The organism is Mesorhizobium sp. ZC-5 (genome assembly GCF_025753855.1).
Lineage (GTDB): Bacteria > Pseudomonadota > Alphaproteobacteria > Rhizobiales > Rhizobiaceae > Neomesorhizobium.
Window position 1 is genome coordinate 950,559 of sequence record NZ_JAOWPT010000002.1, and the last position, 23,184, is coordinate 973,742.

Annotated in this window: 21 protein-coding genes and 1 other RNA gene; 9 read left to right on the forward strand and 13 right to left on the reverse strand. The window is 63.5% G+C overall.

Translation table 11 applies throughout. The features are described 5' to 3' along the window. Positions 1 to 83 precede the first annotated feature (83 nt). The 7 genes from OHD58_RS07980 to OHD58_RS08010 form a co-directional block, all read right to left on the reverse strand. Entirely contained in the window at positions 84 to 1,025 is a 942-nt protein-coding gene (locus OHD58_RS07980) for a 2-hydroxyacid dehydrogenase (RefSeq protein WP_263802568.1), read from the reverse strand. Positions 1,026 to 1,040: 15 nt separating this feature from the next. Beyond that, complete coding sequence (locus OHD58_RS07985; RefSeq protein WP_263802569.1) at positions 1,041 to 2,672, reverse strand: ABC transporter ATP-binding protein; 1,632 nt, start codon at positions 2,670 to 2,672, stop codon at positions 1,041 to 1,043. After that, positions 2,669 to 3,829 carry an ABC transporter permease gene (locus tag OHD58_RS07990; RefSeq protein WP_263802570.1) on the reverse strand — a complete coding sequence of 387 codons (1,161 nt, stop codon included), beginning with the start codon at positions 3,827 to 3,829 and terminating at the stop codon, positions 2,669 to 2,671. Before OHD58_RS07990 ends, OHD58_RS07985 begins: the two co-directional genes overlap by 4 nt. Next, positions 3,829 to 4,923 (reverse strand): microcin C ABC transporter permease YejB, encoded by a 1,095-nt coding sequence (locus tag OHD58_RS07995; protein WP_263802571.1) that lies wholly within the window; start codon positions 4,921 to 4,923, stop codon positions 3,829 to 3,831. Before OHD58_RS07995 ends, OHD58_RS07990 begins: the two co-directional genes overlap by 1 nt. Positions 4,924 to 5,064: 141 nt before the next feature. Beyond that, positions 5,065 to 6,930 carry an extracellular solute-binding protein gene (locus OHD58_RS08000; RefSeq protein WP_263802572.1) on the reverse strand — a complete coding sequence of 622 codons (1,866 nt, stop codon included), beginning with the start codon at positions 6,928 to 6,930 and terminating at the stop codon, positions 5,065 to 5,067. Continuing rightward, on the reverse strand, positions 6,927 to 8,813 hold the full coding sequence (locus OHD58_RS08005; protein ID WP_263802573.1) for an extracellular solute-binding protein: 1,887 nt from the start codon (positions 8,811 to 8,813) through the stop codon (positions 6,927 to 6,929). Before OHD58_RS08005 ends, OHD58_RS08000 begins: the two co-directional genes overlap by 4 nt. 152 nt (positions 8,814 to 8,965) lie before the next feature. Further along, positions 8,966 to 9,709, reverse strand: coding sequence for a c-type cytochrome (locus tag OHD58_RS08010; protein WP_263802574.1), 744 nt, complete (start codon positions 9,707 to 9,709; stop codon positions 8,966 to 8,968). Positions 9,710 to 9,908: 199 nt separating this feature from the next. Here OHD58_RS08010 and OHD58_RS08015 point away from each other — a divergent pair, with 199 nt between their 5' ends. Continuing rightward, positions 9,909 to 10,640 (forward strand): 3-deoxy-manno-octulosonate cytidylyltransferase, encoded by a 732-nt coding sequence (locus OHD58_RS08015; protein ID WP_263802575.1) that lies wholly within the window; start codon positions 9,909 to 9,911, stop codon positions 10,638 to 10,640. 13 nt (positions 10,641 to 10,653) lie between these two features. Next, on the forward strand, positions 10,654 to 11,517 hold the full coding sequence (locus OHD58_RS08020) for a prephenate dehydratase (RefSeq protein ID WP_263802577.1): 864 nt from the start codon (positions 10,654 to 10,656) through the stop codon (positions 11,515 to 11,517). Between the two features lie 30 nt (positions 11,518 to 11,547). On the opposite strand, the gene OHD58_RS08025 is transcribed toward OHD58_RS08020, so the two are convergent. From OHD58_RS08025 to OHD58_RS08045, 5 genes are read right to left on the reverse strand one after another with little or no spacing between them, the layout of a single operon-like run. Then, positions 11,548 to 12,588, reverse strand: coding sequence for an NAD(P)/FAD-dependent oxidoreductase (locus tag OHD58_RS08025; RefSeq protein WP_263802579.1), 1,041 nt, complete (start codon positions 12,586 to 12,588; stop codon positions 11,548 to 11,550). 58 nt (positions 12,589 to 12,646) lie between these two features. Then, positions 12,647 to 13,096: an SAM-dependent methyltransferase gene (locus OHD58_RS08030; RefSeq protein WP_263802580.1), complete on the reverse strand. Its 450-nt coding sequence runs from the start codon at positions 13,094 to 13,096 to the stop codon at positions 12,647 to 12,649. Positions 13,097 to 13,104: 8 nt separating this feature from the next. Then, complete coding sequence (locus OHD58_RS08035; RefSeq protein WP_263802581.1) at positions 13,105 to 13,398, reverse strand: Dabb family protein; 294 nt, start codon at positions 13,396 to 13,398, stop codon at positions 13,105 to 13,107. Positions 13,399 to 13,424: 26 nt separating this feature from the next. Beyond that, positions 13,425 to 14,363 (reverse strand): NAD(+) diphosphatase, encoded by a 939-nt coding sequence (gene nudC / locus OHD58_RS08040; RefSeq protein ID WP_263802582.1) that lies wholly within the window; start codon positions 14,361 to 14,363, stop codon positions 13,425 to 13,427. Positions 14,364 to 14,416: 53 nt separating this feature from the next. Next, positions 14,417 to 14,836, reverse strand: a complete 420-nt coding sequence (locus OHD58_RS08045) for an HIT domain-containing protein (protein WP_263802583.1) — start codon at positions 14,834 to 14,836, stop codon at positions 14,417 to 14,419. 139 nt (positions 14,837 to 14,975) lie between these two features. Here OHD58_RS08045 and ffs point away from each other — a divergent pair. The 3 genes from ffs (at position 14,976) to OHD58_RS08060 (ending at position 17,342) form a co-directional block, all read left to right on the forward strand. Then, an RNA gene (gene ffs / locus OHD58_RS08050) (signal recognition particle sRNA small type) lies at positions 14,976 to 15,072 on the forward strand. Between the two features lie 112 nt (positions 15,073 to 15,184). Beyond that, entirely contained in the window at positions 15,185 to 16,993 is a 1,809-nt protein-coding gene (locus OHD58_RS08055) for a DNA polymerase III subunit gamma/tau (RefSeq protein ID WP_263802585.1), read from the forward strand. Positions 16,994 to 17,018: 25 nt separating this feature from the next. Next, complete coding sequence (locus OHD58_RS08060; protein WP_263802586.1) at positions 17,019 to 17,342, forward strand: YbaB/EbfC family nucleoid-associated protein; 324 nt, start codon at positions 17,019 to 17,021, stop codon at positions 17,340 to 17,342. 98 nt (positions 17,343 to 17,440) lie between these two features. Here OHD58_RS08060 and OHD58_RS08065 read toward each other — a convergent pair whose 3' ends face one another. Further along, positions 17,441 to 18,481 carry a zinc-dependent alcohol dehydrogenase family protein gene (locus tag OHD58_RS08065; protein ID WP_263802587.1) on the reverse strand — a complete coding sequence of 347 codons (1,041 nt, stop codon included), beginning with the start codon at positions 18,479 to 18,481 and terminating at the stop codon, positions 17,441 to 17,443. A gap of 455 nt (positions 18,482 to 18,936) precedes the next feature. On the opposite strand from OHD58_RS08065, the gene OHD58_RS08070 reads away from it, so the two are divergent. The 4 genes from OHD58_RS08070 (at position 18,937) to OHD58_RS08085 (ending at position 23,057) form a co-directional block, all read left to right on the forward strand. Further along, entirely contained in the window at positions 18,937 to 19,770 is an 834-nt protein-coding gene (locus OHD58_RS08070; protein WP_263802588.1) for a cell wall hydrolase, read from the forward strand. A 291-nt stretch (positions 19,771 to 20,061) separates the two neighbouring features. Then, on the forward strand, positions 20,062 to 20,967 hold the full coding sequence (locus OHD58_RS08075) for a LysR substrate-binding domain-containing protein (RefSeq protein WP_263802589.1): 906 nt from the start codon (positions 20,062 to 20,064) through the stop codon (positions 20,965 to 20,967). A 54-nt stretch (positions 20,968 to 21,021) separates the two neighbouring features. Beyond that, positions 21,022 to 21,627: a recombination mediator RecR gene (gene recR, locus OHD58_RS08080; protein ID WP_263802590.1), complete on the forward strand. Its 606-nt coding sequence runs from the start codon at positions 21,022 to 21,024 to the stop codon at positions 21,625 to 21,627. Between the two features lie 224 nt (positions 21,628 to 21,851). Next, positions 21,852 to 23,057: a lytic murein transglycosylase gene (locus OHD58_RS08085; protein WP_263802591.1), complete on the forward strand. Its 1,206-nt coding sequence runs from the start codon at positions 21,852 to 21,854 to the stop codon at positions 23,055 to 23,057. Positions 23,058 to 23,184 lie beyond the last annotated feature (127 nt).

Here is a 23,184-nt window from a genome sequence, read left to right on the forward strand (position 1 = left end):
GCTGCCCCTCACCCTTACCCTCTCCCCGTGAACGGGGAGAGGGGGCGTCAGCGTAGCATCAAGTTCCTGCCAGGGCGGAAGCGCTAGTAACCAGCCGCCCTGTCGACCAGGTTCAGCAGCGGCTCACCGCGCTCGAACGCGCTCATCTGGTCGAGCATCGGCTTGACCAGGTGCGCCGGATCCGAGGTCGCGGCGGCGTGCGGGGTGACGAACACCTTCGGGTGGTTCCACAGCGGGCTGGTCTCGGGCAGCGGCTCGGTCTCGAACACATCGAGGCTCGCCTCCTTCAGCGTGCCGTCGTCCAGTGCACGCAGAATGTCGGCGTCGCGCTGCAGTTTTCCGCGACCGGCGTTGATGAGCACCGCGCCGCCGAGCCCGTTGCGGCGGCGCAACTCGCGCAGGAGGTCGTAGCTGACGATGCCCTGCGTATCGGGCGTCAGCGGCAAAAGCACGACGAGAATGTCGGTGGCGTTGAGGAACGGGATCAGGCCGGCTTCGCCGTGGAAGGTCGAAACTCCTTCAACGCGGGTCTCGCGCCGGGTCCAGCCGTTGACGCAGAAGCCGAGCCCAAGCAGGGCATTTGCCGCGGCCCGGCCAAGCTGGCCGAGGCCCATGATGCCGACGGAAATATCGTGGGCGACGCGCTGCTGCGGCTCGTGCCAGACTTTCCTGGCCTGCTGCGCCCGGTAGAGAGCGCCTTGGCGATGGTGGTCGAGCACACGCCAGACGACATACTCGGTCATGTGGCGGGACAAATTGTCGGCGACGACGCGCACGATCGGCACGTCCGGCACGCTCGGGTCCTGGAACAGGTGATCGACCCCGGCGCCGATCGAGAAGATGGCGCGCAGGTTCGGCAGGCCGGTCAGCAGATTGGGGCGCTGTTTCCACACCACCGCGTAGTTGATCGAAGGATCGTTCGGCCCGTCGGGTTCGAGCACGACGTCGCGCTCGGCCGACAGAAGCTCGTGCCAGCGCTGCGGGTGAAATCCGGTCACCGCCAGGAGGATACGGCCTTTGTCCATGATGATTTTCCCGGATTACTGGCTGACGACGTTTGCCGGCGCCGTCTCGATGCGGAAGGCAGCCGAGAGCAGCGCCTTGGTGTAGTCGCTCTCGGGCCGTTCGAAAATCTGTTCGGAAGGACCGTATTCGACGATCTTGCCGTTGCGCATGACGATGACGTCGTTGGCCAGCGCGCGGACGACCTTCAGGTCGTGGCTGATGAAGAGATAGGCGAGGTTATGCTTGGCCTGCAGGCCGCGCAGCAGGTCGACCACCTGCGCCTGCACGCTCATGTCGAGCGCCGAGGTGGGCTCGTCCAGCATGACGAAGCGGGGGTTGAGCACCATGGCGCGGGCAATCGCGATGCGCTGGCGCTGGCCGCCGGAGAATTCATGCGGATAGCGGTGGCGGGTTTCCGCGTCGAGCCCGACTTCGCGCAACACGTCGACGACGCGCTTGTCGCGCTCGGTGGCGGACAGGTTGGGCTCGTGGATGCCGAGCCCCTCGGCGATGATTTCGCTGATCGACATACGTGGTGAGAGCGAGCCGAACGGATCCTGAAAGACGATCTGCAATTCGCGCCGGAGCGGCCGCATCTCGTTAAAGGAGAGACGGTCGATGTCGCGGCCGTTGAAATGGATTTTCCCCTCCGACGAAATCATGCGCGACAGCGCCAAGCCGAGCGTCGTCTTGCCCGAGCCGGATTCGCCGACGACGCCCAGCGTCTGGCCGGCGCGCACGGTGACGTCGATGCCGTCGACCGCCTTCACATGGTCGACGGTGGTGCGGAAGAAACCCTGTTTGATCGGGAACCAGACCTTGATGTCCTCGCCCTGCATCACGGTTGCAGCCGACAGATCGGCCCTCGGCGGCTTGCCCTTGGGCTCGGCCGCAAGCAGGTGGCGCGTGTATTCATGCTGCGGGTTGGCGAATATCTCCTTCGTCGGGCCGGTTTCGACGATCTTGCCCTTGGTCATCACGCAGACCCGGTCGGCGATCTTGCGGACAATGCCGAGGTCATGGGTGATGAACAGCATCGACATGCCGTTCTTCGTCTTGAGGTTGGCCAAGAGCTCGAGGATCTGCGCCTGCACGGTGACGTCGAGCGCGGTGGTCGGCTCGTCGGCGATCAGAAGCTCGGGCTCGTTGGCGAGCGCCATGGCGATCATGACGCGCTGGCGCTGGCCGCCGGAAAGCTGGTGCGGATAGGCCTGCAGGCGCTTCTCCGGCTCGCGGATACCGACTTCATTCAGGAGTTCGAGCGTGCGCTTGCGCGCCGCCGCATCGCGCAGGCCCTGGTGCAGCTTGAGCACCTCGCCGACCTGCTGCTCGATCGTGTGCAGCGGATTGAGCGAGGTCATCGGCTCCTGGAAGATCATGGTGATCCTGTTGCCGCGCACCTTGCGCAACTCCTTCTCGCTCTTGGCGAGCAGGTCGTCCCCCTTGAACAGGATCTGGCCGGACGGGTGGCTGGCCGGCGGGTAGGGCAACAGCTTGAGCACCGACAGCGCCGACACCGACTTGCCGGAGCCGGACTCGCCGACCAGCGCCACCGTCTCGCCCTTGGCGATGTCGAAGGAGATGTGGTCGACGGCGGTGGAGAGCTTGCCGCCCTGTTCGAAGGCGACGGAAAGATCGCGGACCGAGAGGAGGGGGGTGTCGCTCATTTGAACGTCTTCCGCGGATCGAAGGCGTCGCGGGTCGCCTCGCCGATGAAGATCAGCAGCGACAGCATGATCGACAGCGTGAAGAAGCCGGTCATGGCGAGCCATGGCGCGTTGAGGTTGCGCTGGCCCTGCTTCAGGAGTTCGCCGAGCGAGGCGGAACCGGGCGGAAGGCCGAAACCGAGGAAATCCAGCGCCGTCAGCGTCGAGATCGAGCCGTTGAGGATAAACGGCAGGAAGGTGAGCGTCGCCACCATGGCGTTGGGCAGCAGATGGCGCAGCATGATGGTGCGGTTGGGCACGCCCAGCGCACGGGCGGCGTTGACGTACTCGAAGTTGCGGGCGCGCAGGAATTCGGCCCGCACGACGCCGACAAGCGCCACCCAGGAGAAGGCCAGCATGATGCCGAGCAGGATGAAGAAACCGGGCGGCAGCACGGCCGAAATAATGAGGATCAGGTAGAGCACGGGGATCGCCGACCAGATCTCGATGAAGCGCTGGAAGAGAAGGTCGGTCCAGCCGCCGAAATAGCCTTGCACGGCGCCGGCGGCGACGCCGATGACCGTCGAGGCGAGCGTCAGGATCAGCCCGAACAGCACCGAGATGCGGAAACCGTAGATGACGCGGGCGAGCACGTCGCGCGCCTGGTCGTCGGTGCCGAGCCAGTTCCAGTTGCCGACGACGCAGTTGGGATCGTCGGCGCCCTGCGGATAACGCTCGCAACGCTTCGCCCTGTCGTAGAGCCAGGAGGGTTTTGCGGGCGCGGCGTCGGGAATCTCGTTGTTGGTGGTGCGGTAGGAATAGCGTATCGGCGGCCAGATCATCCATCCGTTTGCGGCGATCGCATCCTGGATGATCGGCATGCGGTAGTCGGCGACCGGCAGGAAGCCTTCGTCGCCCAGGAAGGTCGCCTCGTCATAGTCGGTGACGATGGGCGAATAGAAATTGCCGTTGAAGCGGATCAGCAGCGGCTTGTCGTTGGCGACGAGTTCGGAGCCGAGCGACAGGACGAACAGGACAAGGAATATCCACAGGGACCAGTAGCCGCGCCGGTTCGCCTTGAAATTCTGCCACCGCCGCTGGTTGATCGGCGACAGCCACGGCCGCGCTGCTGTGTTGCGCGCCGCTTCGACTTCCGAGGCCGTCTGCATGTCGGGCATCAGACGTCTCTCCGCTCGAAATCGATGCGCGGATCGATCCAGGTATAGATGAGGTCGGAGATCAGGCTGACGATCAACCCCATCAGGGAGAAGATGAAGAGTGTGGCAAATACAACCGGATAGTCGCGATCGAGGATAGACTTGTAGCCGAGGAGGCCCAGTCCATCGAGAGAGAAGATGTTCTCGATCAGCAGCGAGCCGGTGAAGAACGCGGAGATGAAGGCGGCCGGGAAGCCGGCGATGACGATCAGCATGGCGTTGCGGAAGACGTGGCCGTAGAGCACGCGCCGTTCCGACAGGCCTTTCGCACGCGCCGTCACCACATACTGTTTGCGGATCTCGTCGAGAAACGAATTCTTGGTGAGCAGGGTGGTGGTGGCGAAGGCTGACAGCACCATGGCCGTCAGCGGCAATGCCAGGTGCCAGAAATAGTCGATGATCTTCTCATACCAGGAAAGCTGGCTGAAGTTCTCCGAGACGAGGCCGCGCAACGGGAACCAGTCGTAGAAGGAGCCGCCGGCGAACAGCACCATCAGCATGATGGCGAACAGGAAGCCGGGGATGGCGTAGCCGACGATGACGACACCGCTGGTCCAGACGTCGAAGGATGAGCCGTCCCGTACCGCCTTGCGGATGCCGAGCGGAATCGAGATCAGGTAGGAAAGCAGCGTGATCCAGAGACCGATCGAGATGGAGACTGGCATCTTTTCTATGATCAGGTCGAGCACCGAGATCTTGCGGAAGAAGCTCTCGCCGAAGTCGAAGCGCACATAATCCCAGAGCATGCCGAAAAAGCGCTGCAGCGGCGGCTTGTCGAAGCCGAACTGCTTTTCGAGCTTGGCGATGAATTCCGGGTCCAGGCCCTGCGCGCCGCGGTACCTGGACGAAGCGCCGCCACCTGCATCGAAGTTGGCGGCCACATCGCTACCACCGCCTGAAAGCACATCCCCGCCGCCACCTGGATTTTGCAGCCTGGAGATGATCTGCTCCACCGGACCGCCCGGAGCGAATTGGATCACCGCGAAGGACACCGCCATGATGCCGAACAGCGTCGGGATCATCAAAAGGATGCGGCGGAGGATATAGGCGCCCATCAGACTCTCCCTTCTCCCCGTGAACGGGAAGAAGGTGCCCGAAGGGGGGATGAGGGGCAGCATTCAACCCGGGCCAGTTCGCGCTGCCCCTCACCTACCTGCCGGCATCCTCTCACCGCGAGCCGGGAGAGGAAAGCTGCTTCACCCCTTGCCAATTGCCTTCGCCTTGTCTTTGTCGAACCACCACAGCGCCTCGACGGGGAAACCGTAATCGGGCTTGGGCTCCTTGAAACCGAACATGTCCCAGAACGCCGCCAAGTGATTCGCGGAATGCCAATTTGGAATCCAGTCCATGCGCGCACGCAAGACCCGATCGAGCGCGCGCATGGCCGCAATAAGCGCCGGGCGGTCCTGTGCCCGCCCGACCGCGTCAATGAGCGCATCGACCCCGGGATCCTTGATACCCGGGTAATTTCGCGCGCTGGGGCTCGCCGCGGCGCGGGAGTGGAAGAAAAGCTCCATCGTGTCGCGTGTCGGCGTCGCCTCGAAGGAGAACGCTGCCGAGACCAGGTCGAAGTCGAACTCGTTCTGGCGCAAATTATACTGGGCGGAATCGACCTGGCGGATGGTAGCGTCGATGCCGATGACGCGCATGTTTTCGACGAAAGGGCTGAAAACGCGAACCAGCGCGTCCTCTTCGGCGAGAATCTCCAGCGAAAGCTTTTCGCCCTTCTCGTTTTGCAGGGTGTTGCCGACACGCTTCCAGCCTGCCTCGGCCAGCAGTTTCGTAGCCGCTCCGAGCAGCTTGCGGTCGCGGCCGGAGCCGTCGGAGGATGGCTGAAGTGCCGCCTCGCCGAATGCTTCGTCAGGTATCTTGCCGCGCAACGGTTCGAGAATGGCCAGTTCATCCGGCGACGGCAGGCCTTCGGCCCGATAGTCGGATTTTTCGAAGGTCGAATGCGAGCGCACATAGACGCCGTAGAACAGATTGCGGTTGGTCCATTCGAAGTCGAAGCAGAGCGCGATGGCTCGGCGAACACGCGGATCGCGGAAGCGCTCGCGGCGCTGGTTGAGCGTCATCGCCTGCATAGTGGGGCGCTTGTCTCCGGGAAAGGTGCGCTTGACGACCTTCTTCTCATTCACCGCCGGGAAATCATAACCGGTCGCCCAGGTTTTGGAGACGGCCTCCTGCCGGAAGGTTATGTCGCCCTTCTTGAAGGCCTCGAAGCTGGCCTGCCGTTCGCGGTAGAATTCGATGCGGATGCGGTCGAAATTGTAGAGGCCGCGGCTGACGCCGAGATCATGGGCCCAATAGTCGGCGACGCGTTCATATTCGATCGTCTGCCCGGCGACCACGCGTCCGACCTTGTAGGGGCCTGACCCGAGCGGCGGTGTCATGATCGCGTCCTCGAAGGGATGCGCCTCGAAAAACGCCTTCGAGACGATCGGGAATTCTACCACCGACAAGATCGTGCGTTCCGAATGCTTGCCGGTGAATGTCAGCTTGACTGTCTGCGGGTTGACGGCTTCGGCCGAAACAAGCTCCAGCAGCGGCAACTGCAGATCGTAGTGACCCTTTTCCTTGTAGGTCAAAAATGTGAAGGCGACGTCGGCGGCGGTAACGGGGCTGCCGTCATGGAACCGTGCCTCCGGCCGCAGCCTGAACTCGAAGCTGTTTCGGTCCTCGGAAATGGTGACGGTTTCAGCCAGAAGGCCGTAGACGGCGTCCGGCTCGTCCAAGGCGTCCATCATCAATGCATCGAAACACATCTCCATGCGCGGCGGCGCATCGCTCTTGGGCGTGAAGGAATTCAATGTGTTGAAGGTGAGCGGGCTCTGGTTGTACACCCAGCTCGGCACCGAAAGATTGAACGTGCCGCCCTTCGGTGCGTCCGGGTTCACATAGTCGAAATGCTTGAAGCCGGCCGGGTATTTCAGGTCGCCGAAAGCCGAGAGGCCGTGCAGCGGCTTGCCGGTGGGGCTGGCGGCGAAGGCAGGCAGCAGCGGTGCAGCCGCCGCCGCGCCGGCCAGCGCCAGGAAGTCACGTCGCGGAAGACGCGTACTCAATTGACGCTCTTGTATTTGGCGGCCAGCGCCTTTTCCTTTTCCGGATCGATCCACCAGGACTCGGTGTCCGCGCCGATATAGTCAGGCTGCTTTTCCGGGATGCCGAACTTGTTCCAGTAGGCGAGCCATTCCACATCGCGGGTGAACTGGGGCACGACATAGAAATTCCACAACAGAACCCGGTCGAGCGCGCGTGTCGCCACCACGAGATCCTCGCGGTCGGTGGTGAAGATGACTCGCTCCACCAAAGCATCGACGACCGGATTCTTGATGCCGGAATAGTTGCGGGAACCAGGCGAGTCGGCGGCCTTCGAACTCCAGAAGTCGCGCTGTTCGTTACCGGGCGATTCCGACTGCGCCAATGAGAGCATGATCATGTCGTAGTCGAAGTTGTTGACGCGCTCGACATATTGGCTGGGGTCGACGACGCGCAGCCGCACCGTCACGCCGATCTTGCGCAGCGAGTTGATGTAGGAATTCGCCATCGTCTCGATCGAGTCACTGTTGCTGAGAATCTCGAACTCGAGTGGCCGACCGGTCTTGTCGTTGGTCATCTTGCCGTCCTTGAGGTGCCAGCCGGCCTCGCTGAACAGCTTCACCACCTCGCGCAGATGCACGCGTTCGTCCTGCGGCGTTGCGTAGACCGGCAGCTTGAATTCCTGGGTGAACAGTTCGGGCGGCAACTGGTCCTTGAACGGCGTCAGGAGTTCCAGTTCCTTGCCTTCCGGCAAACCGCGTGAGGCGAGATCGCCTCCCACGAAGTAGCTGTTGACGCGTTTGTTGAGGCCAAACGACATCGTGCGATTGATGGTTTCGAAGTCATAGGCCAGCGTCAGCGCACGGCGGACGTTGCGGTCGGCGAAGATCGGACGCCGCGAGTTCATGATCCAGCCCTGAAAGTTGGCACGGCCGGTCGCCTTGAATTCCTTCTTGATGACATCCCCGGCATCCAGCGCCGGAAACTTGTATTTGGTCATCCAGTCGCGGGCACTGGCCTCCGATTCGATGTCCTGGAACCCACCTTTGGTGAAGGCCTGCCAGGCGGCGTTGTTATCGAGGAAATAGAGATAGCGGCGTGTGTCGACGTTCTCGCGTCCGATTTTAACAGGCAGCTTGGCGCCCCAGTAGTCGGGCACGCGTTCCCAGACGATTTCGGAGCCAGGTTTGAAGCTCTTGATCTTGTAGGCGGCCGAACCCAGCGGCGGCTCCAGCGTCGGCTGAGTGATGTCACGCTTGTTGCCCGAGGCGTCGGTGCCTTCCCACCAGTGTTTCGGCAGCACGGCCATGTCGCCGATGATCTGCGGCAGTTCGCGGTTGCCTTTCTGGTTGAAGCGGAACTCCACTTCACGGTCGTTGACGGCGACCGCCTCGGTGACATTGGCGTAATAGCGCCCGTACATCGGACTGTTGGCTTTCAGGGTATTGAACGTCCAGATCACATCATCCACGGTGATCGGCTTGCCGTCATGCCACCGGGCGTTGGGGTTGAGCCGGTAGGTGGCCGAGGAATAGTCGTCCGGATATTTGTACGCGTCGGCGACCAGCGGATGGCTGACGCCCGACTCGTCGAACGCCTGTTCCATCAGCGTGTCGTAGAGGTGGCCGCCGCCGAATCCCACCAGGCCGGCTGCCGGCGTGCCGCGGACGATATAGGGGTTGAAACTGTCGAAGGTGCCGACGACCGTGGAATTCAACGTGCCGCCTTTCGGTGCGTCGGGATTGACGTAGTCGTAATGTTTGAAGTCCTCGCCGTATTTGGATTCGCCCATCAACGAGGATGTCGTGTGCCATTTGTCCTCGGCGCGGATGGTGAGGGTTGCCGCCGAGAGAAAAACCGCGGCAAGGCCTGCAATTCCAAAAAACCTGCTGAAGCGCACCGTCATCCAAACCTCGTTGCCGTTCTGCCCGGCCAATGTAGTTCATTCGCCCGGCATGGAAACCGGTCGCCGCCGATTTCCAGCCTCATATGCATCAGTTCTAACAAAAAAGCCGGGTAGAACCCGGCTTTTTCGTGATCGTGACGATTACAATTTTGTCATTGAGCGGGCGCTGGGGCCGGTTCGGCGGGCTTTGCCTCGCCTGCCGGAGCGGCACCTTCCGTCGCAGGTGCGGCAGCACCGCCCTCAGCCGGCTTTTCTTCGCCTGCGGGGGCAGCCGCGGGAGCGGCACCATCGGCGGGCTTGGCAGCACCATCGGCCGGAGCCGAAGCATTTTCCGGAGCGGGTGCGGCGGCTTCCGGCAACGGCGCCGGGCTGTCGGACAGGGTGCGCAGATAGGCGATCAGGTTGGCGCGCTCGTCGTCCTTCTTGACGCCGGCGAAACCCATCGCGGTACCCTTGATGTAGGCCTTGGGGCCGGCAAGGAAGTGGTTGAGGTGATCGAAATCCCAGACCACCGAGCCGCCCTGCGCGAACTCCTTCATCGGGCCGGAATAGGAGAAGCCCTCATGCGAGGCGATGGGGCGGTTGACGATGTTCCAGAGATTCGGGCCGGTCTTGTTGGCGCCGCCATTGTCATGGGTGTGGCAGGTGGCGCACTTCTTGAACACGGCTTCGCCGGCGGTTGCGTCGGCCGTGGCAAGCAGCGTCGCGATCGGAACCGCGGCCGGCGCCTCGGCGCCACCTTCCGCGCCTTCCTCTTCCGCGGCCTCGATGATGAAGCCCGGCTTTTCGGGGACGGGAGCGGCAAATATCGCGTCGCCGATGAGGTTGACCGAGAACACGACAAAAACCACGCCAAGCAGCGCACCGATCAACTTGTTGAATTCAAAAGAGTCCATACGCCTGAGGCTCCCTATCGGCTGGCTTGAGGAAGCAACGCTTCATCAAACCGCGTCCACTGTCCCATCCCCGGACAGTGCCGGTCAAATCGCGCGGAAACTAGGTCTTTTGCTATCCGGTTGCAACACATATAAGGGCGGTTCCAGTGAGACCTTTTGACACTTTCCAGCCACCCATTTCAGCCTGTTTTCACCGCTCATGTCGACCCTTGTCCTGATCCCCGCCCGCATGGCCTCTACCCGGCTCCCGGGCAAGCCGCTGGCCGATATCGCCGGCAAGCCGATGATCGTCCATGTCGCCGCCCGCGCAGCGGAAAGCGGGCTCGGCCGTGTCGTCGTGGCGACCGACACGGAAGCGGTCGCGGATGCGGTGCGTTCCAACGGCTTCGAGGCGGTGATGACGCGGGCCGACCACGAATCGGGCTCGGACCGCATTTTCGAGGCATTGGAGAAGCTCGATCCGCGCGGCGAGGTGGAGGTCGTGGTCAATGTGCAGGGCGACCTGCCGACGATCGACCCGGAGACCATCCGCGCCGCTCTGCGGCCGCTCGACGATGCCGCGGTCGATATCGCGACGCTCGGGGTGGAAATCACCCGCGAGGACGAAAAGAAAAATCCGAACGTGGTGAAGATCGTCGGCTCGCCGCTCTCGCAGGTCCGGCTGCGGGCGCTCTATTTCACGCGGGCGACGGCGCCTTGGGGCGACGGGCCGCTCTATCATCATATCGGGCTTTATGCCTATCGCCGGGCAGCGCTCGAGCGCTTCGTCTCGCTGCGGCCATCGCCGCTGGAGAAGCGCGAACGGCTGGAACAGTTGCGGGCACTGGAGGCCGGCATGCGCATCGACGCCGAAATCGTCGCGGCGGTGCCGCTTGGCGTCGACACGCCGGAAGATCTGGAGCGGGCGTGGACCCTGCTCGACAAAGCCTGACAGGACAAACGACATGGCATCGAACACCAACAGGATTTCCTACCAGGGCGAGCCGGGCGCCAATTCCGACACCGCCTGCCGCAACATGTTTCCCGACATGGAGCCGCTGCCCTGCGCGACCTTCGAGGATGCCTTCAACGCGGTGGAGACCGGCAAGGCCGATCTTGCCATGATCCCGATCGAGAACACGATTGCCGGCCGCGTCGCCGACATCCACCATTTGCTGCCGGAATCGAAGCTGCACATCATCGGCGAATATTTCCTGCCGATCCATTTTCACCTGATGGTGCTGCCGGGCGTGGACCGGAAGGAGATAAAGACCGTCCACAGCCACATCCACGCGCTCGGCCAGTGCCGCAAATACATCCGCAAGAACGGCTGGAAGCCGATCGTGGCCGGCGATACCGCCGGTGCCGCGAAGCTCGTCGCCGAGCTGAACGACCGGACGATGGCGGCGCTGGCGCCGCGCCTGGCCGCCTCGCTCTACGGCCTCGACATCCTCGAGGAGAATGTCGAGGACACCGACAGCAACGTCACCCGCTTCGTCGTCTTGACCAAGAATAAGGAGTGGATCGCGCGGCCGAGCGCGGAGACGAAGATGATGACGACCTTCATCTTCCGCGTGCGCAACGTGCCGGCGGCGCTCTACAAGGCGATGGGCGGCTTCGCTACCAATGGCGTCAACATGACCAAGTTGGAGAGCTACCAACTCGGCGCCTTCACCGCGACGCTGTTTTACGCCGACATCGAAGGCCATCCCGACGATCCCGGCGTCAGGAATGCACTGGAAGAGTTGCGCTTCTTCTCCAAGGAAGTGCGCATCCTCGGTGTGTATCCAGCAAGCGACTCGCGCGACGAGTGGAAGGTCGCGGATTAGGAAACTGAACGGCGCTGCACAAGGCTTCCGCTAGGCTTCGACGATATCGTGTGCGGCAAGCCTGCCGAGATATGGCGCCAGGATCACTCCGGGATGGGCAACGACGGTGTAGAGCCCGGCTATGCCCGGCAAAAACGTCCGCAGCGGCAGTCCGTCGCCTGTCAACGGACGATACGCCGCGTTGACCGAAAGCAGGGACAGGTCTGGAACCGGCGCGAACTGTCCCGCGATTTTCCCGGTGGTGCGCTCGGCAAGCCCTGTGAGCCCGCTCTCTCCCTCGTCCGGGAAGCTGGCAGCCGAAACCAGGCCGCCCGACAGGCCGGGGCGAAGCTCCAGCCCGCGCCCGCAGAGCAGATGATGTACAAGCCCTGGCTCGGCTGCAAAACGCATCAGCACGGCGGGCTCTTCCCTGATGGGAAGGCTAATTCCGAGAGCCGCCGCGAGCGGAAGCGCCGACGCCCCGCTGGCGAGGACCACCGTGTCGGCCGCAAATCTGTTCTCGCCGGCGCGCACTCCCACGACACGGCCACCCCGCGTTTCAATGGCATCCACGGTGGTGTTGCAGACGACCTCGACTCCGGCGGCTTGCGCACCTGCTAGAAGTTGAAGGGTCAAGTCGACCGGCTCGACGGCGAAGTCATCCAGTGCGAAAGCAGCCAATGCGGGCGGCACGGCAACACGCGGCTCCTTTTCGGCAAACCGCGTGGAGCTCAAGGCCTCGATGCGCACGCCTGCCGTTTGCTGCTCAGAGATCAGCGTCGAGGTTTCTTCCTCCGTGTCCAGCCAGACGAGAGCGCCCCGCGCCGCGATGGGCAGGGAACCAAGCTGGCTTCGCAAGCGTGCGAACTCGGCCACGGCTTCGGTTTCCAGCGCGAAATACGAGGCGTCTCCCGACGGCAGCGAACCGCCGGTGCCCACCCATCCGAAAGACCAGTGGGTGACGCCGCCGGCAGGCGCGGACAGCTTCTCGAGAACCGTGACGCGGGCGCCCGTCCGCGCAAGGTGCCATGCGATCGAGGCGCCCATGATGCCTGCGCCAACCACAACGACACGAAGTTCGCTTCTCGCCATGATTCGACCACCTCCCGATAATCAAAATTTCCAGTGGCTCGACGATGGTTTAGATGGATCATCGAGGCGCATGCTCGGCTGGCAGCCGCAGCTCTTTCAAAGGTGAACCGCCGTCGATGAACAGCCTGCCGCCGGGCACCAGCGCGGCGGCAATACGTTTGAGTGCCAGGGCGCCGGCGGCGGGGTGGCGTCCGTCGAGCGCGCCCACCCTGACCGCGAAGGCGATGTCGAACGGCGCTTCGCCGGCTTCAAGGACGAAATCTTCCGCGGCCACGCACCGCAAGCTGAGCTTGCCGGCGGCAATGAGTCCGGCCGATCCTTCGCGCGCCTGGGCGATGGCCTTGGCGGAGCGGTCGATGGCCAGGACATGGCCATTGCCGATCCTCTCCGCGACGGCGCGGGCAGCAGCACCGGGACCACAGCCGATCTCCAGTACGCGCAGCCCGTCGCGCAACGGCAAGGCATCGACGATGGCGGCCAGGCGGGAGGAGAGGTCGGCGCTTGCCATCCCTGATCCTAGCCGAGCGGCGCGTAGTCGATTTCCATGAAGGCTGCGACTTCCGGCACCCAGCGGTCGCGCACGAAGGCGACGTGGTCGGGATGGTCGTTGTAGCCGGAATAGGCGGCCTGGTCGGCGAATTCCATCGAGAAGCCGAAACGATAGTCGTTCTTGGGGCTGACCTGGCGCAGCTGCTCGAACTTTTCGACGCCGGGGATTTTTGCCAGGATTTTCGCTTTGTCGAGGAAAGCGGCTTCCTCCGGCGAGCCTTCCGGGTGTTTGAGCGTGAAAACGACGGTGTGGCGGATCATGGTTTCTCTCGCTGGAATATACGGTGTCAGGCGCTTTCGGCCCAGGCGCGGATGAGCGTGTGGGCGATGGCGCCCTTCGGCGGCGTGAAGATGCCGTCCGGATGCGTGCCGGCGAGCGCCGCCAGCACCTCGTCGCGCGAGAACCAGCGGCAGGCTTCCAACTCGGCGTCGATGGTGATGTCCTCGTTCAGCGCCTCGCCGAAGCAGCCGATCATCAGCGAATAGGGAAACGGCCAGGGCTGGCTGGCATGATAGACGACGCGGCCGAGGCGGATGCCGGCTTCCTCGAATGTCTCGCGGCGCACCGCATTCTCGATGGTCTCGCCGGGCTCGATGAAGCCGGCGAGCGCGGAATACATGCCGGGGCCGAAATGCGGACCGCGGCCGAGCAGGCATCGATCCTTCGTCACCGTCAGCATGATGGCGACCGGGTCGGTGCGTGGAAAATGCAGGGTACCGCAGCCCGGGCACAGGCGCTTGTAGCCGCCGGCGCGCATTTCCGACTGCTGCCCGCATTTGCTGCAGAAGCGGTGCGAACTGTGCCAGGCGAGCAACGATGCGCCTTGCGCCAGAATGCCGAGGTCCGGCGCTTCGAGCAGACCCTGTATATAGACGGAGCGATAGTCGATCGCCTTGATGCCTTCCGGCAGTTCTTCAGGGTCGAGCCCGGCGGGTGCGGCAAGCACCGGACCCTGCGGCGTGAAGCCGAGCAGGACGGCGTGTTCGAGCCGGGCCGCCAGAGCCGAGGTGGCGGTGACGGTATAATAAGAACTGAAGCCCGTGCCGTTGGCTTTCAGGTAGACGCGCCCAGCGCGCACGAGAAGAACGCGCGCGCTGGGATCGGCGAGCGCTTTTTCGACGGAATCGTCGGCCCGCTGCTCGGACTGCCGGTCGATCGGATTGCCGGCGAAGCCGACGAACTGGCTGGGCTCGTGCGGCGGCGCATCGAATAGGGAAAAACTCATGCAATCCTCTCGGAAACCATTCTCACGGTTTCTCAATCTGAAAATCTGGCAGTTTACAGCGCCTTGCGAACCTGGTCGGCAAAGCGGTGCAGGTCCTCGCGGCGGTAGGGTTCGCGGATGCCGTGCCCCCACACAGGGCCCGGCCAGCCTGCATCGCCCTCGTTGCGCGCGATGACGTGGACATGCAGCTGGCGCACGATATTGCCAAGGGCGGCCGAATTGATCTTGGTGCAGCCGGTGACTTTTTTCAGGCCCTGGGCGACCATGTTGGTTTCGAAGGTGAGCATGGCCTGGTCGAGCGGGGTGAGGTCGTGGATTTCTTCCGCGCCCGGCCGCTGCGGCACCAGCATCAGCCACGGCCAGCGGCGGTCGTTCATGACGCGCAGCTCGCAAAGACCCAGCCACATGACCTGCTCGCTGTCGGCTTCCAGCCTGCGGTCGAGCTCGAATCCGGCCTTCTGGCCCGGCAGCATGGCGTTTCCTCTCGAATTTTGATTGAGGCTAGAGTGCCGGCCCTTTGCCTGCAAGGGAATCATTGGAAGCGGCGGGACGGTCGCGCGGTTTCGGTGACGGGACTTGCAATTCCCGGCGCAATTGCCGATATGAAAACCGGGAGGTTGGTGGTGGACGATCCACTCGCCAACCGGGTCAGGTCCGGAAGGAAGCAGCCCTAACGAGCCCGGAACGGGTCATTGTTCCAGCCTCCCACCTCTTCCCATTCGCCCCGACAGCCCGCCGCGTCATTGACGGGGCCGGACGATGCGGGTGAAACTCTTTTCGAGGAATCGGCCACCGACGCGGCCACTGGAGCAGACGGGCGGATGAGCGAAGCCGGAAATTCCGAGAAGGGCAAAGCTGGCGGCGCCTACCGGGTGCTCGCCCGCAAATACCGCCCCTCCGACTTTTCCGGACTGATCGGCCAGGAGCCGATGGTCCGCACATTGACCAACGCCTTTGCCGCAGGCCGGATCGCACAGGCCTGGATGCTGACCGGCGTGCGCGGCGTCGGCAAGACGACGACCGCCCGCATCCTTGCTCGTGCGCTGAACTACAGGACTGCCGAAGTGAACCAGCCTTCCGTCGATCTGTCGATCGAAGGTGAGCACTGCCGTGCCATCATGGAAGGTCGCCATCCCGACGTTATCGAGATGGATGCTGCCTCGCACACCGGCATCGACGACATCCGCGACATCATTGAGCAGGTGCGTTACGCGCCCGTATCGGCCCGCTACAAGGTCTATATCATCGACGAGGTGCACATGCTTTCCACGCAGGCCTTCAACGGCCTGCTGAAGACGCTGGAAGAGCCGCCGCCGCATGTGAAGTTCATCTTCGCCACCACCGAAATTCGCAAGGTGCCGATCACCGTCCTGTCGCGCTGCCAGCGCTTCGACCTGCGTCGCATCGATGCTGCGGTCATCAAGGGAGATCTCGCACGCATAGCCGGGCTGGAAGGCATCGACGTCGAGGATGAAGCGCTGGCAATGATTGCGCGCGCCGCCGAAGGCTCGATGCGCGACGCCCAGTCGATCTTCGACCAGTCGATCGCCCACGGCGCCGGCACGGTGACGGCGGAAGCCGTGCGCGCCATGCTCGGCCTTGCCGACCGCGCCCGCATCATCGACCTGTTCGAAAACCTGATGAAGGGCGAAGTCGGGGCCGCGCTCGACGAATTCCGGGCGCAGTACGACACCGGCGCCGACCCGGCAACGGTGCTTACCGATCTCGCCGAATTCAACCATCTGGTGACCAGGCTGCGCTTCGTGCCGTCGGCCGCCGACGATGCGTCGCTGTCGGAAGACGAGCGCCGCCGCGGGCTCGAGTTTGCGCAATCATTGTCGGTCCGTGTGCTGTCGCGCACCTGGCAGATGCTGCTGAAAGGCATTCCCGAGGTGCAGGCTTCGAACCGGCCGGTCAGCGCCGGCGAGATGGTGCTGATCCGCATCGCCCACGCCGCCGACCTGCCGACGCTGGACGAGGCGCTGAAGTCGCTCGACCAGTCCGGCAACGGGCAGGGCTCACGCGCCCCGGCGCGTCCGTCCGTCTCCGCGCCTGCCGGTAATGGCGGCGGCGCCAGTGCTGTGGCGCAGACGCGCGTCGCGGCGAGTTCGGCCGGCGGCCAGACGATGCGGCTGGTGGAAACGCAACCTGCGCCGGAAATGATTGCGCAGCCGGAGCCGGTCGCCGAGGCGCCTGAGGTGGCGATACGCTCGCTGGCCGACATCGCGGCACTCGCCGACCAGCATCGCGACATGGCATTCAAGGTGCTGCTCAAGCGCTGCGTGCGGCCGGTGAAGATCGAGAACGGCCGCATCGACATCAGCCTGACGGCCGAGGCGCCGAAGACGCTGATCACTGATCTCAACGCCAATCTGCAGAAATGGACCGGTCGCCGCTGGATCGTTTCGGTGTCGCGCGAGGAGGGCGGCCAGACGCTGTCCGAGATGGAGACGAGCCGCCGCGAGACGGCTTTCAGCGATGCGCGCAACGACCCGACGGTGGCGGCGATCCTCGCCCGCTTCCCCGGTTCCAAGATCATCGACGTGCGCATTCCCGACGCGCCGGAAGCGGTTGAGGAAGACCAGCAGGTGCCGGTCGAGCCGGCCACCGACGATGACGACGAAATTTAAGATTGTTCCCGCGTAGGAGACGACCATGAAAGATCTGCTCGGCCTGATGGGCAAGGCGAAAGAGATGCAGGCCAAGTTTCAGGCCATGCAGGAAGAAATCGCGACGCTCGAGGCGACCGGGCAGGCGGGTGGCGGCCTGGTGCAGGTGACGCTTACCGGCAAGTTCGAAATGAAATCGCTGAAGATCGACCCGTCGCTGTTCAAGGAAGACGATGTCGAGATCCTCGAGGACCTGCTGCTCGCCGCCCACAACGACGCCAAGGTCAAGGTCGAGACGGTCATGCAGGAGAAGACCAAGGCGCTGACCGCCGGCCTGCCGATCCCGCCCGGGATGAAGTTGCCGTTCTGAGTTGAGGGAATAGGGAAATAGGGGAGGCAGTCGGAGAGGCTTGCGTCCGAGGCAGCTGCGATAGATCAGTCTACTCTCTACTCTCTACTCTCTACTCTCTAAAACCGTGTCACCACGCCGATGCCGATGCCGTCGAATGTATCCATCGCCATCAGCGCGGCGGGCGCTTCGTCGAGGCTGAGCTTTTTGCCGACCAGCTTTTGCGGCGAAAGCTTGCCGGTTGCGATCATGTCCATCATGGCGCCGTAGCGGAACGCCTGCATGCCGTGGCTGCCGAGGATCGCCAGTTCCCAGGCGATCACCCTGTCCATCGGAATTTTGGGATGGCTGTGGTCGCCGAGCATCAGTCCGACCTGCGCATGGCGGCCGCGCCGGCGCAGATTGGCGATGGAGTTGAAACAGGTCGCGGGATGACCGAGGGCATCGATCGACACGTGCGCGCCGCCTTTGGTGATGTCCCTGACCGCCTCCACGACGTCACGGTTGCCGGATGCGTTGACCGTGGCGACGGCGCCAATCTGCCGGGCGAAGTCCAGCTTGTCGTCGGCGATGTCGATTGCCACGACATTGGCGCCCATCGCCGAAGCGATCATGATGGCCGAGAGGCCGACGCCGCCGCAACCGTGGACGGCGACCCATTCGCCAGGCAGCACGCGGGCCTGGTCCACGATGGCGCGGAACGAAGTGACGAAGCGGCAGCCTAGGCTCGCCGCCGTGGTGAAGTCGAGCGTTTCGGGCAGGCGCACCAGATTGGTGTCGGCGAAGTCGATGGCGACATATTCGGCGAACGAACCCCAGGCGGTGAAGCCGGGCTGGAACTGGCGCTCGCAAACCTGGTGGTTGCCGGAGTTGCATTCCGCGCAGTGGCCGCAGCCGCCGACGAACGGCACCGTGACCCGGTCTCCTTCCCGCCAGCGCGTCACCCGGCTGCCGACGGCCCGGATGGTGCCGGCGAGTTCGTGACCGGGCACATGCGGCAGCCGGATGTCGGCGTCGTGGCCCATCCAGCCATGCCAGTCGCTGCGGCAGAGGCCGGTCGCCTCCACCTTGATGACGACACCATCTGGGGACGGGGCGGGATCGGCGACGTTCTGAACGGCAGGCGGCTGGCGGAATTCTTCGAACAGAACGGCTTTCACGGATTTTCCTGACGTCGGGGTGGGCAAGGCTTTCCTGCCATCCATACCACAATCCTCACGGAGAGCAGCCGCCGGAAGTGACCCTGGGCCAACGCGTTGCGCGTGGACGCTGAGCCATTTGCGCGAGTCGGCTTCTTTGGATCGGGCACTCGAGAGAACGCCGCGGTCTTTTGCGTATTTGTCTCCAGCGTTAATCAAAGTTGATCCTGCTGGATTTTCAGCACTGGTGCCGAAAATGGCATGCCGCCAAAGCGGTTTGTGTGGCCGCGGCGGGGGGAAAACGCTTCGCTTCGGCTTTTCCGGTGTGGCAAGGCCCGCAATCCAGGGAGGTAAAGGTTGGTAAACGCTTTCTATCTAGACTGGCAGAGGGATTGTTTTGGCCATCTTTTCGCCTGAAAGTGTCCCATTCTCGCCGCAACGGAAACTGCCACCGGAGAGATGATGAGGGGTTGTTCGTGATCGCCGGGAGATGGAAGACGCCGCTTTTGCTCGTCGTCGCTGCCTCCCCGTTCCTGCTGGCCGGCTGCACTCAGAGCACCGGCAAGCTGACGGATGCGATTTCCCTTTCCAGCAGCACCACGAAACCCTACGCCGCTACGACCAAGGACAAGGAGTGCATGGCGCGGGCGATGTTCTTCGAATCCAACCGCTCGAGCCGCGACGGGCTGGTTGCTGTCGGCTCGGTGGTGATGAACCGGCTGAAGTCCGGCAAATACGGCGACGACGTGTGCGATGTCGTCGGCGCCAAGGGCCAGTTCGCGCCGGGCGTTATGACCCGCAAGATGAATTCCAAGGCGTTGCCTGACGTGACCGCGGCCGCCGACGCGGTGCTCAAGGGCGAGCGCCATCCCAAGGTGAAGGAAGAAGTCATGTTCTTCCACACCGCCGGGCTGAAATTCCCCTACAAGAACATGCATTACGTGACGGTCGCCGGCGGCAACGCCTTCTACGAGAAGCGCAGCCGTCGCAAGGTAACGCAGCCGACGGCGCCGGAAGCCGCCGAGACGATGGTTGCGTCGGCCGAGCAGGCGCCGCAGAAATTGCCGAAAGCGGCACCCCTGCCGGCATCGGCGAAGCCTTCGGCGGAATCGCAATCGACCCAGCTTGCCTCGGCCGAGCCGAACAGCGACCGGTTTGCAGCCGCGCCCATGCGGGCAACGCTGCCGGCGGACTTCCAGGCAAGCAGCCTGTCGGCGCCGCAGGAGCCGGTGATGTCCTATGAAGCCAGCGCCGAGTCGGCAGACGCCATCGGCGCCTTGCTCATGACGCAGGACCGGCCGTTCGAATAGATCTCTGCGCCTGACGGCTGGCCGAAATGCTCTTGGGCCGGCAATCTCATAAGTAGTCTTGCCACGGCCGCCGTTCCGGCTTGCGAAGTAGGCCGAGATCGTCGTGCAGAAATGCAGGTGGTGTTCTACACCGCTCGCTTGCACGCGATCCGAGGCTTGTTCGCGCAATCCTCCAGGCTCTAGCGATTTTCTTCATGAATGTTGACCGGCGTCCTTTCATGGAAGGCAGTTTGCTGGCAAGCTTGAGCGGCGTAAAACGAACGTTCGTCACCTAATGCATGAGGAAAATTCATGCAGACCTTGCCTTCGGGATTGCCGCCATTGCAGACGCTGCGCGCCTTCACGGCTGTCGCGCGCCTGAAAAGTTTCACGATGGCCGCCGACGACCTGGCTGTCACCCAAACGGCGGTCAGCCATCAGATCGCGCAGCTCGAGGACTGGATCGGCGGACGGCTGTTCGTACGCGACCGGCGTGGCGTTGAACTGACGCCGCTCGGGCAGGGGCTTCTTCCGGATGTTGTGGGGGCTCTTGAAAACCTGGAACAGGCACTGGGCCGCGCGCGCCGGTCGCTGGGCAGTCCGAAGCTCCGTATCTCGACGTCTCCGGAGTTTGCGACGCAGTGGCTGACGCCACGACTGACCGGCTTTTGCGATGCGCATCCGGAGGTTGATGTCAGCGTGACGGTGCAGTATCGGCGCGCCCTTGTCGTCAACGACGATATCGACGTTGCCATATGGCTGTCGGGCGGAATGCTGGAACGGGGCGCCGAGCGACTGACGGCGGACGAGGAGTTCGCTGTCTGCGCGCCGGAACTTGCGCGCGAGCTGCCGCGCAGGGAAGGGATGCGAACGGCACCGCTGCTGCGCTATGAGGGTGCCCGCTATACGGTGCTCGACTGGCGCCGCTGGCATGGCCAGATCTACGGTGACAGCGACAAGCACGATTTCGATGGCGGTCCCTCATACCGTACGTTCCCGGAAATGCTGGATGCCTGCCGTAGCGGTGCCGGCTTCGCTCTTGTGCGAAGCTCGCTGGTCACGGACGACCTGGCGGCCGGCCGGCTGGTGAGATGCTTCACGGAGAGCGTCGTTTCCGATTTGCAATATCAACTGGTCATCATGCCAAGCCGCCGGGAGGAGGCACAGATTCGCGCATTCAGGCATTGGATACTCGAACAGGCGAAGCCTGCCGCCTGAATGCACGAGCGGCGGGCAATTCCCTTCGTGCCGGAAAAATCATAAACCGGACCGATGTCGAAGCGAGTCGCCGGTCCCGAAATCGAACGTCTGATCCAGCTGCTGGCCAAGGTGCCGGGGCTCGGGCCGCGCTCGGCGCGGCGCGCAGCATTGCACATGATCAAGAAGAAGGACCAACTCATGGTGCCGCTCGCCGGCGCCATGGCCGAGGCGGTGGACAAGGTGCGGGTGTGCTCAACCTGCGGCAATGTCGATACGATCGACCCTTGCACCATCTGCACCGATCCGCGTCGCGACAGCACTATCCTGATCGTCGTCGAGGACGTTTCCGACCTGTGGGCGCTGGAACGCGCAGGCACCATGAATGTCCGGTATCATGTGCTCGGCGGCACGCTGTCGCCGCTCGACGGGATCGGTCCCGACCAGCTCAACATCAAGCAACTGGTGGCGCGGGCCGCCGAGGGCGATGTCGCGGAAGTGATCCTCGCCGTCAATGCCACCGTCGAGGGCCAGACCACGGCGCATTACCTGACAGACCAGCTGGAAGGTTTCGAGATCAAGGTGACGCGACTGGCGCATGGCGTGCCTGTGGGTGGCGAACTGGATTACCTCGACGAAGGAACCTTGGCGGCAGCGCTGCGGTCGCGGACGGCGTTTTGACGTATTTCATGGGCAAAGAGGCCTTCATGAACAGCACTCTACGGCGCCCCCCTCTGTCCTGCCGGACATCTCCCCCACAAGGGGGGAGATTGGCAGCTTCGGCGTTGCCGCCCTTTCTGCGATCTTGGCGATTGGCGAAAGCGAAATTTCGAGCCAGTCTCCCCCCTTGTGGGGGAGATGTCCGGCAGGACAGAGGGGGGCAACGTGGGGTACTGCCGCTGATCATGCTCGCGTGCCTGTCGCTGGTTTTCGCCTATCCCGCCTCGGCAGCAAAAATCGACGACCAGTTCCGCGCCTGGCTTGCCAACGATTTGTGGCCGGAGGCGAAGACCAAGGGAATTTCCAAGGCCACGTTCGACACGGCATTCGCCGGCGTGAAGCCCAATTTGAAACTGCCGGACCTGGTGATGCCGGGCGCCAAGCCGACGACGCCGAAGAAGCAGCATCAGGCGGAGTTCGGTTCGCCCGGCAGTTATTTCGGCAAGATCGGCGGCGTCACCGGCGGCGGCAGGGCACGGGCGGGGCAGAATGCGAGGACACTCGCGGCGATCGAGAAAAGATACGGCGTACCGGGCAGCGTGGTGCTGGCGATCTGGGGTCGCGAATCCGGCTTCGGCGCCGCGAAGATCCCCTACGACGCATTCGAGGTGCTCGGCACCAAGGCGTTTCTCGCCACGCGCAAGGACATGTTCCGGACCGAGGTGTTGGCTGCACTGGAGATGGTGGAACGCGGGCTGGCGAGCCCCAAGGCGATGAAGTCGTCATGGGCGGGTGCGCTTGGCCAGCCGCAGTTCTTGCCGACCTCATTCCTGAAACACGCCGTCGATTTCGACGGAGACGGCCGCGCCGACATCTGGAACTCCACACCCGACACACTGGCCTCGATCGCCAATTATCTGGTCGACTATGGCTGGGTGAAAGGCCGCGACTGGGGTTTCGAGGTGGCGGTGCCGGAGAACGTTTCCTGTGCGCTGGAAGGTCCGGACCAGGGCAAGCGGATCTCGGAATGGGCGGCGATGGGCATCTCGCGCGTCAACGGCAAGCCGTTTCCGGCCAACGAGGCACGCGCCGAGGGGTTCCTGCTGATGCCGGCCGGACGCAGCGGTCCCGCCTTCATCGTGACGCCGAATTTCTACGTGCTGAAGGAGTACAACGAGAGCGATCTCTACGCGCTGTTCATCGGCCACGGCGCCGACCGTATTGCGCATGGCGACAGGAATTTTGCCGGCTCGTGGGGCAAGGTCGGCGGGCTTTACCGGTCGGATGTCGCGGCCCTGCAACGGGGGCTGGAAAAGCTCGGCTACGATGTCGGCGGCGCCGACGGTCTGCCCGGCTTCAAGACCCGCCGCTCGATCGGCGCATGGCAGGCGAAGAACGGTAAGGCGGCGACGTGTTTTCCGGACAAGGGTTTGGTGGAGGCGGTGCGGTAGCTTTTGCCTCTCCCCTTGTGGGAGAGGTCGGATTGCCCGAACTTGCGAAGCAAGTCGATGGCAATCCGGGTGAGGGGTATCTGCGGCAAACCCCTCATCCGTCTTGGCGCTGCGCGCCAATCCACCT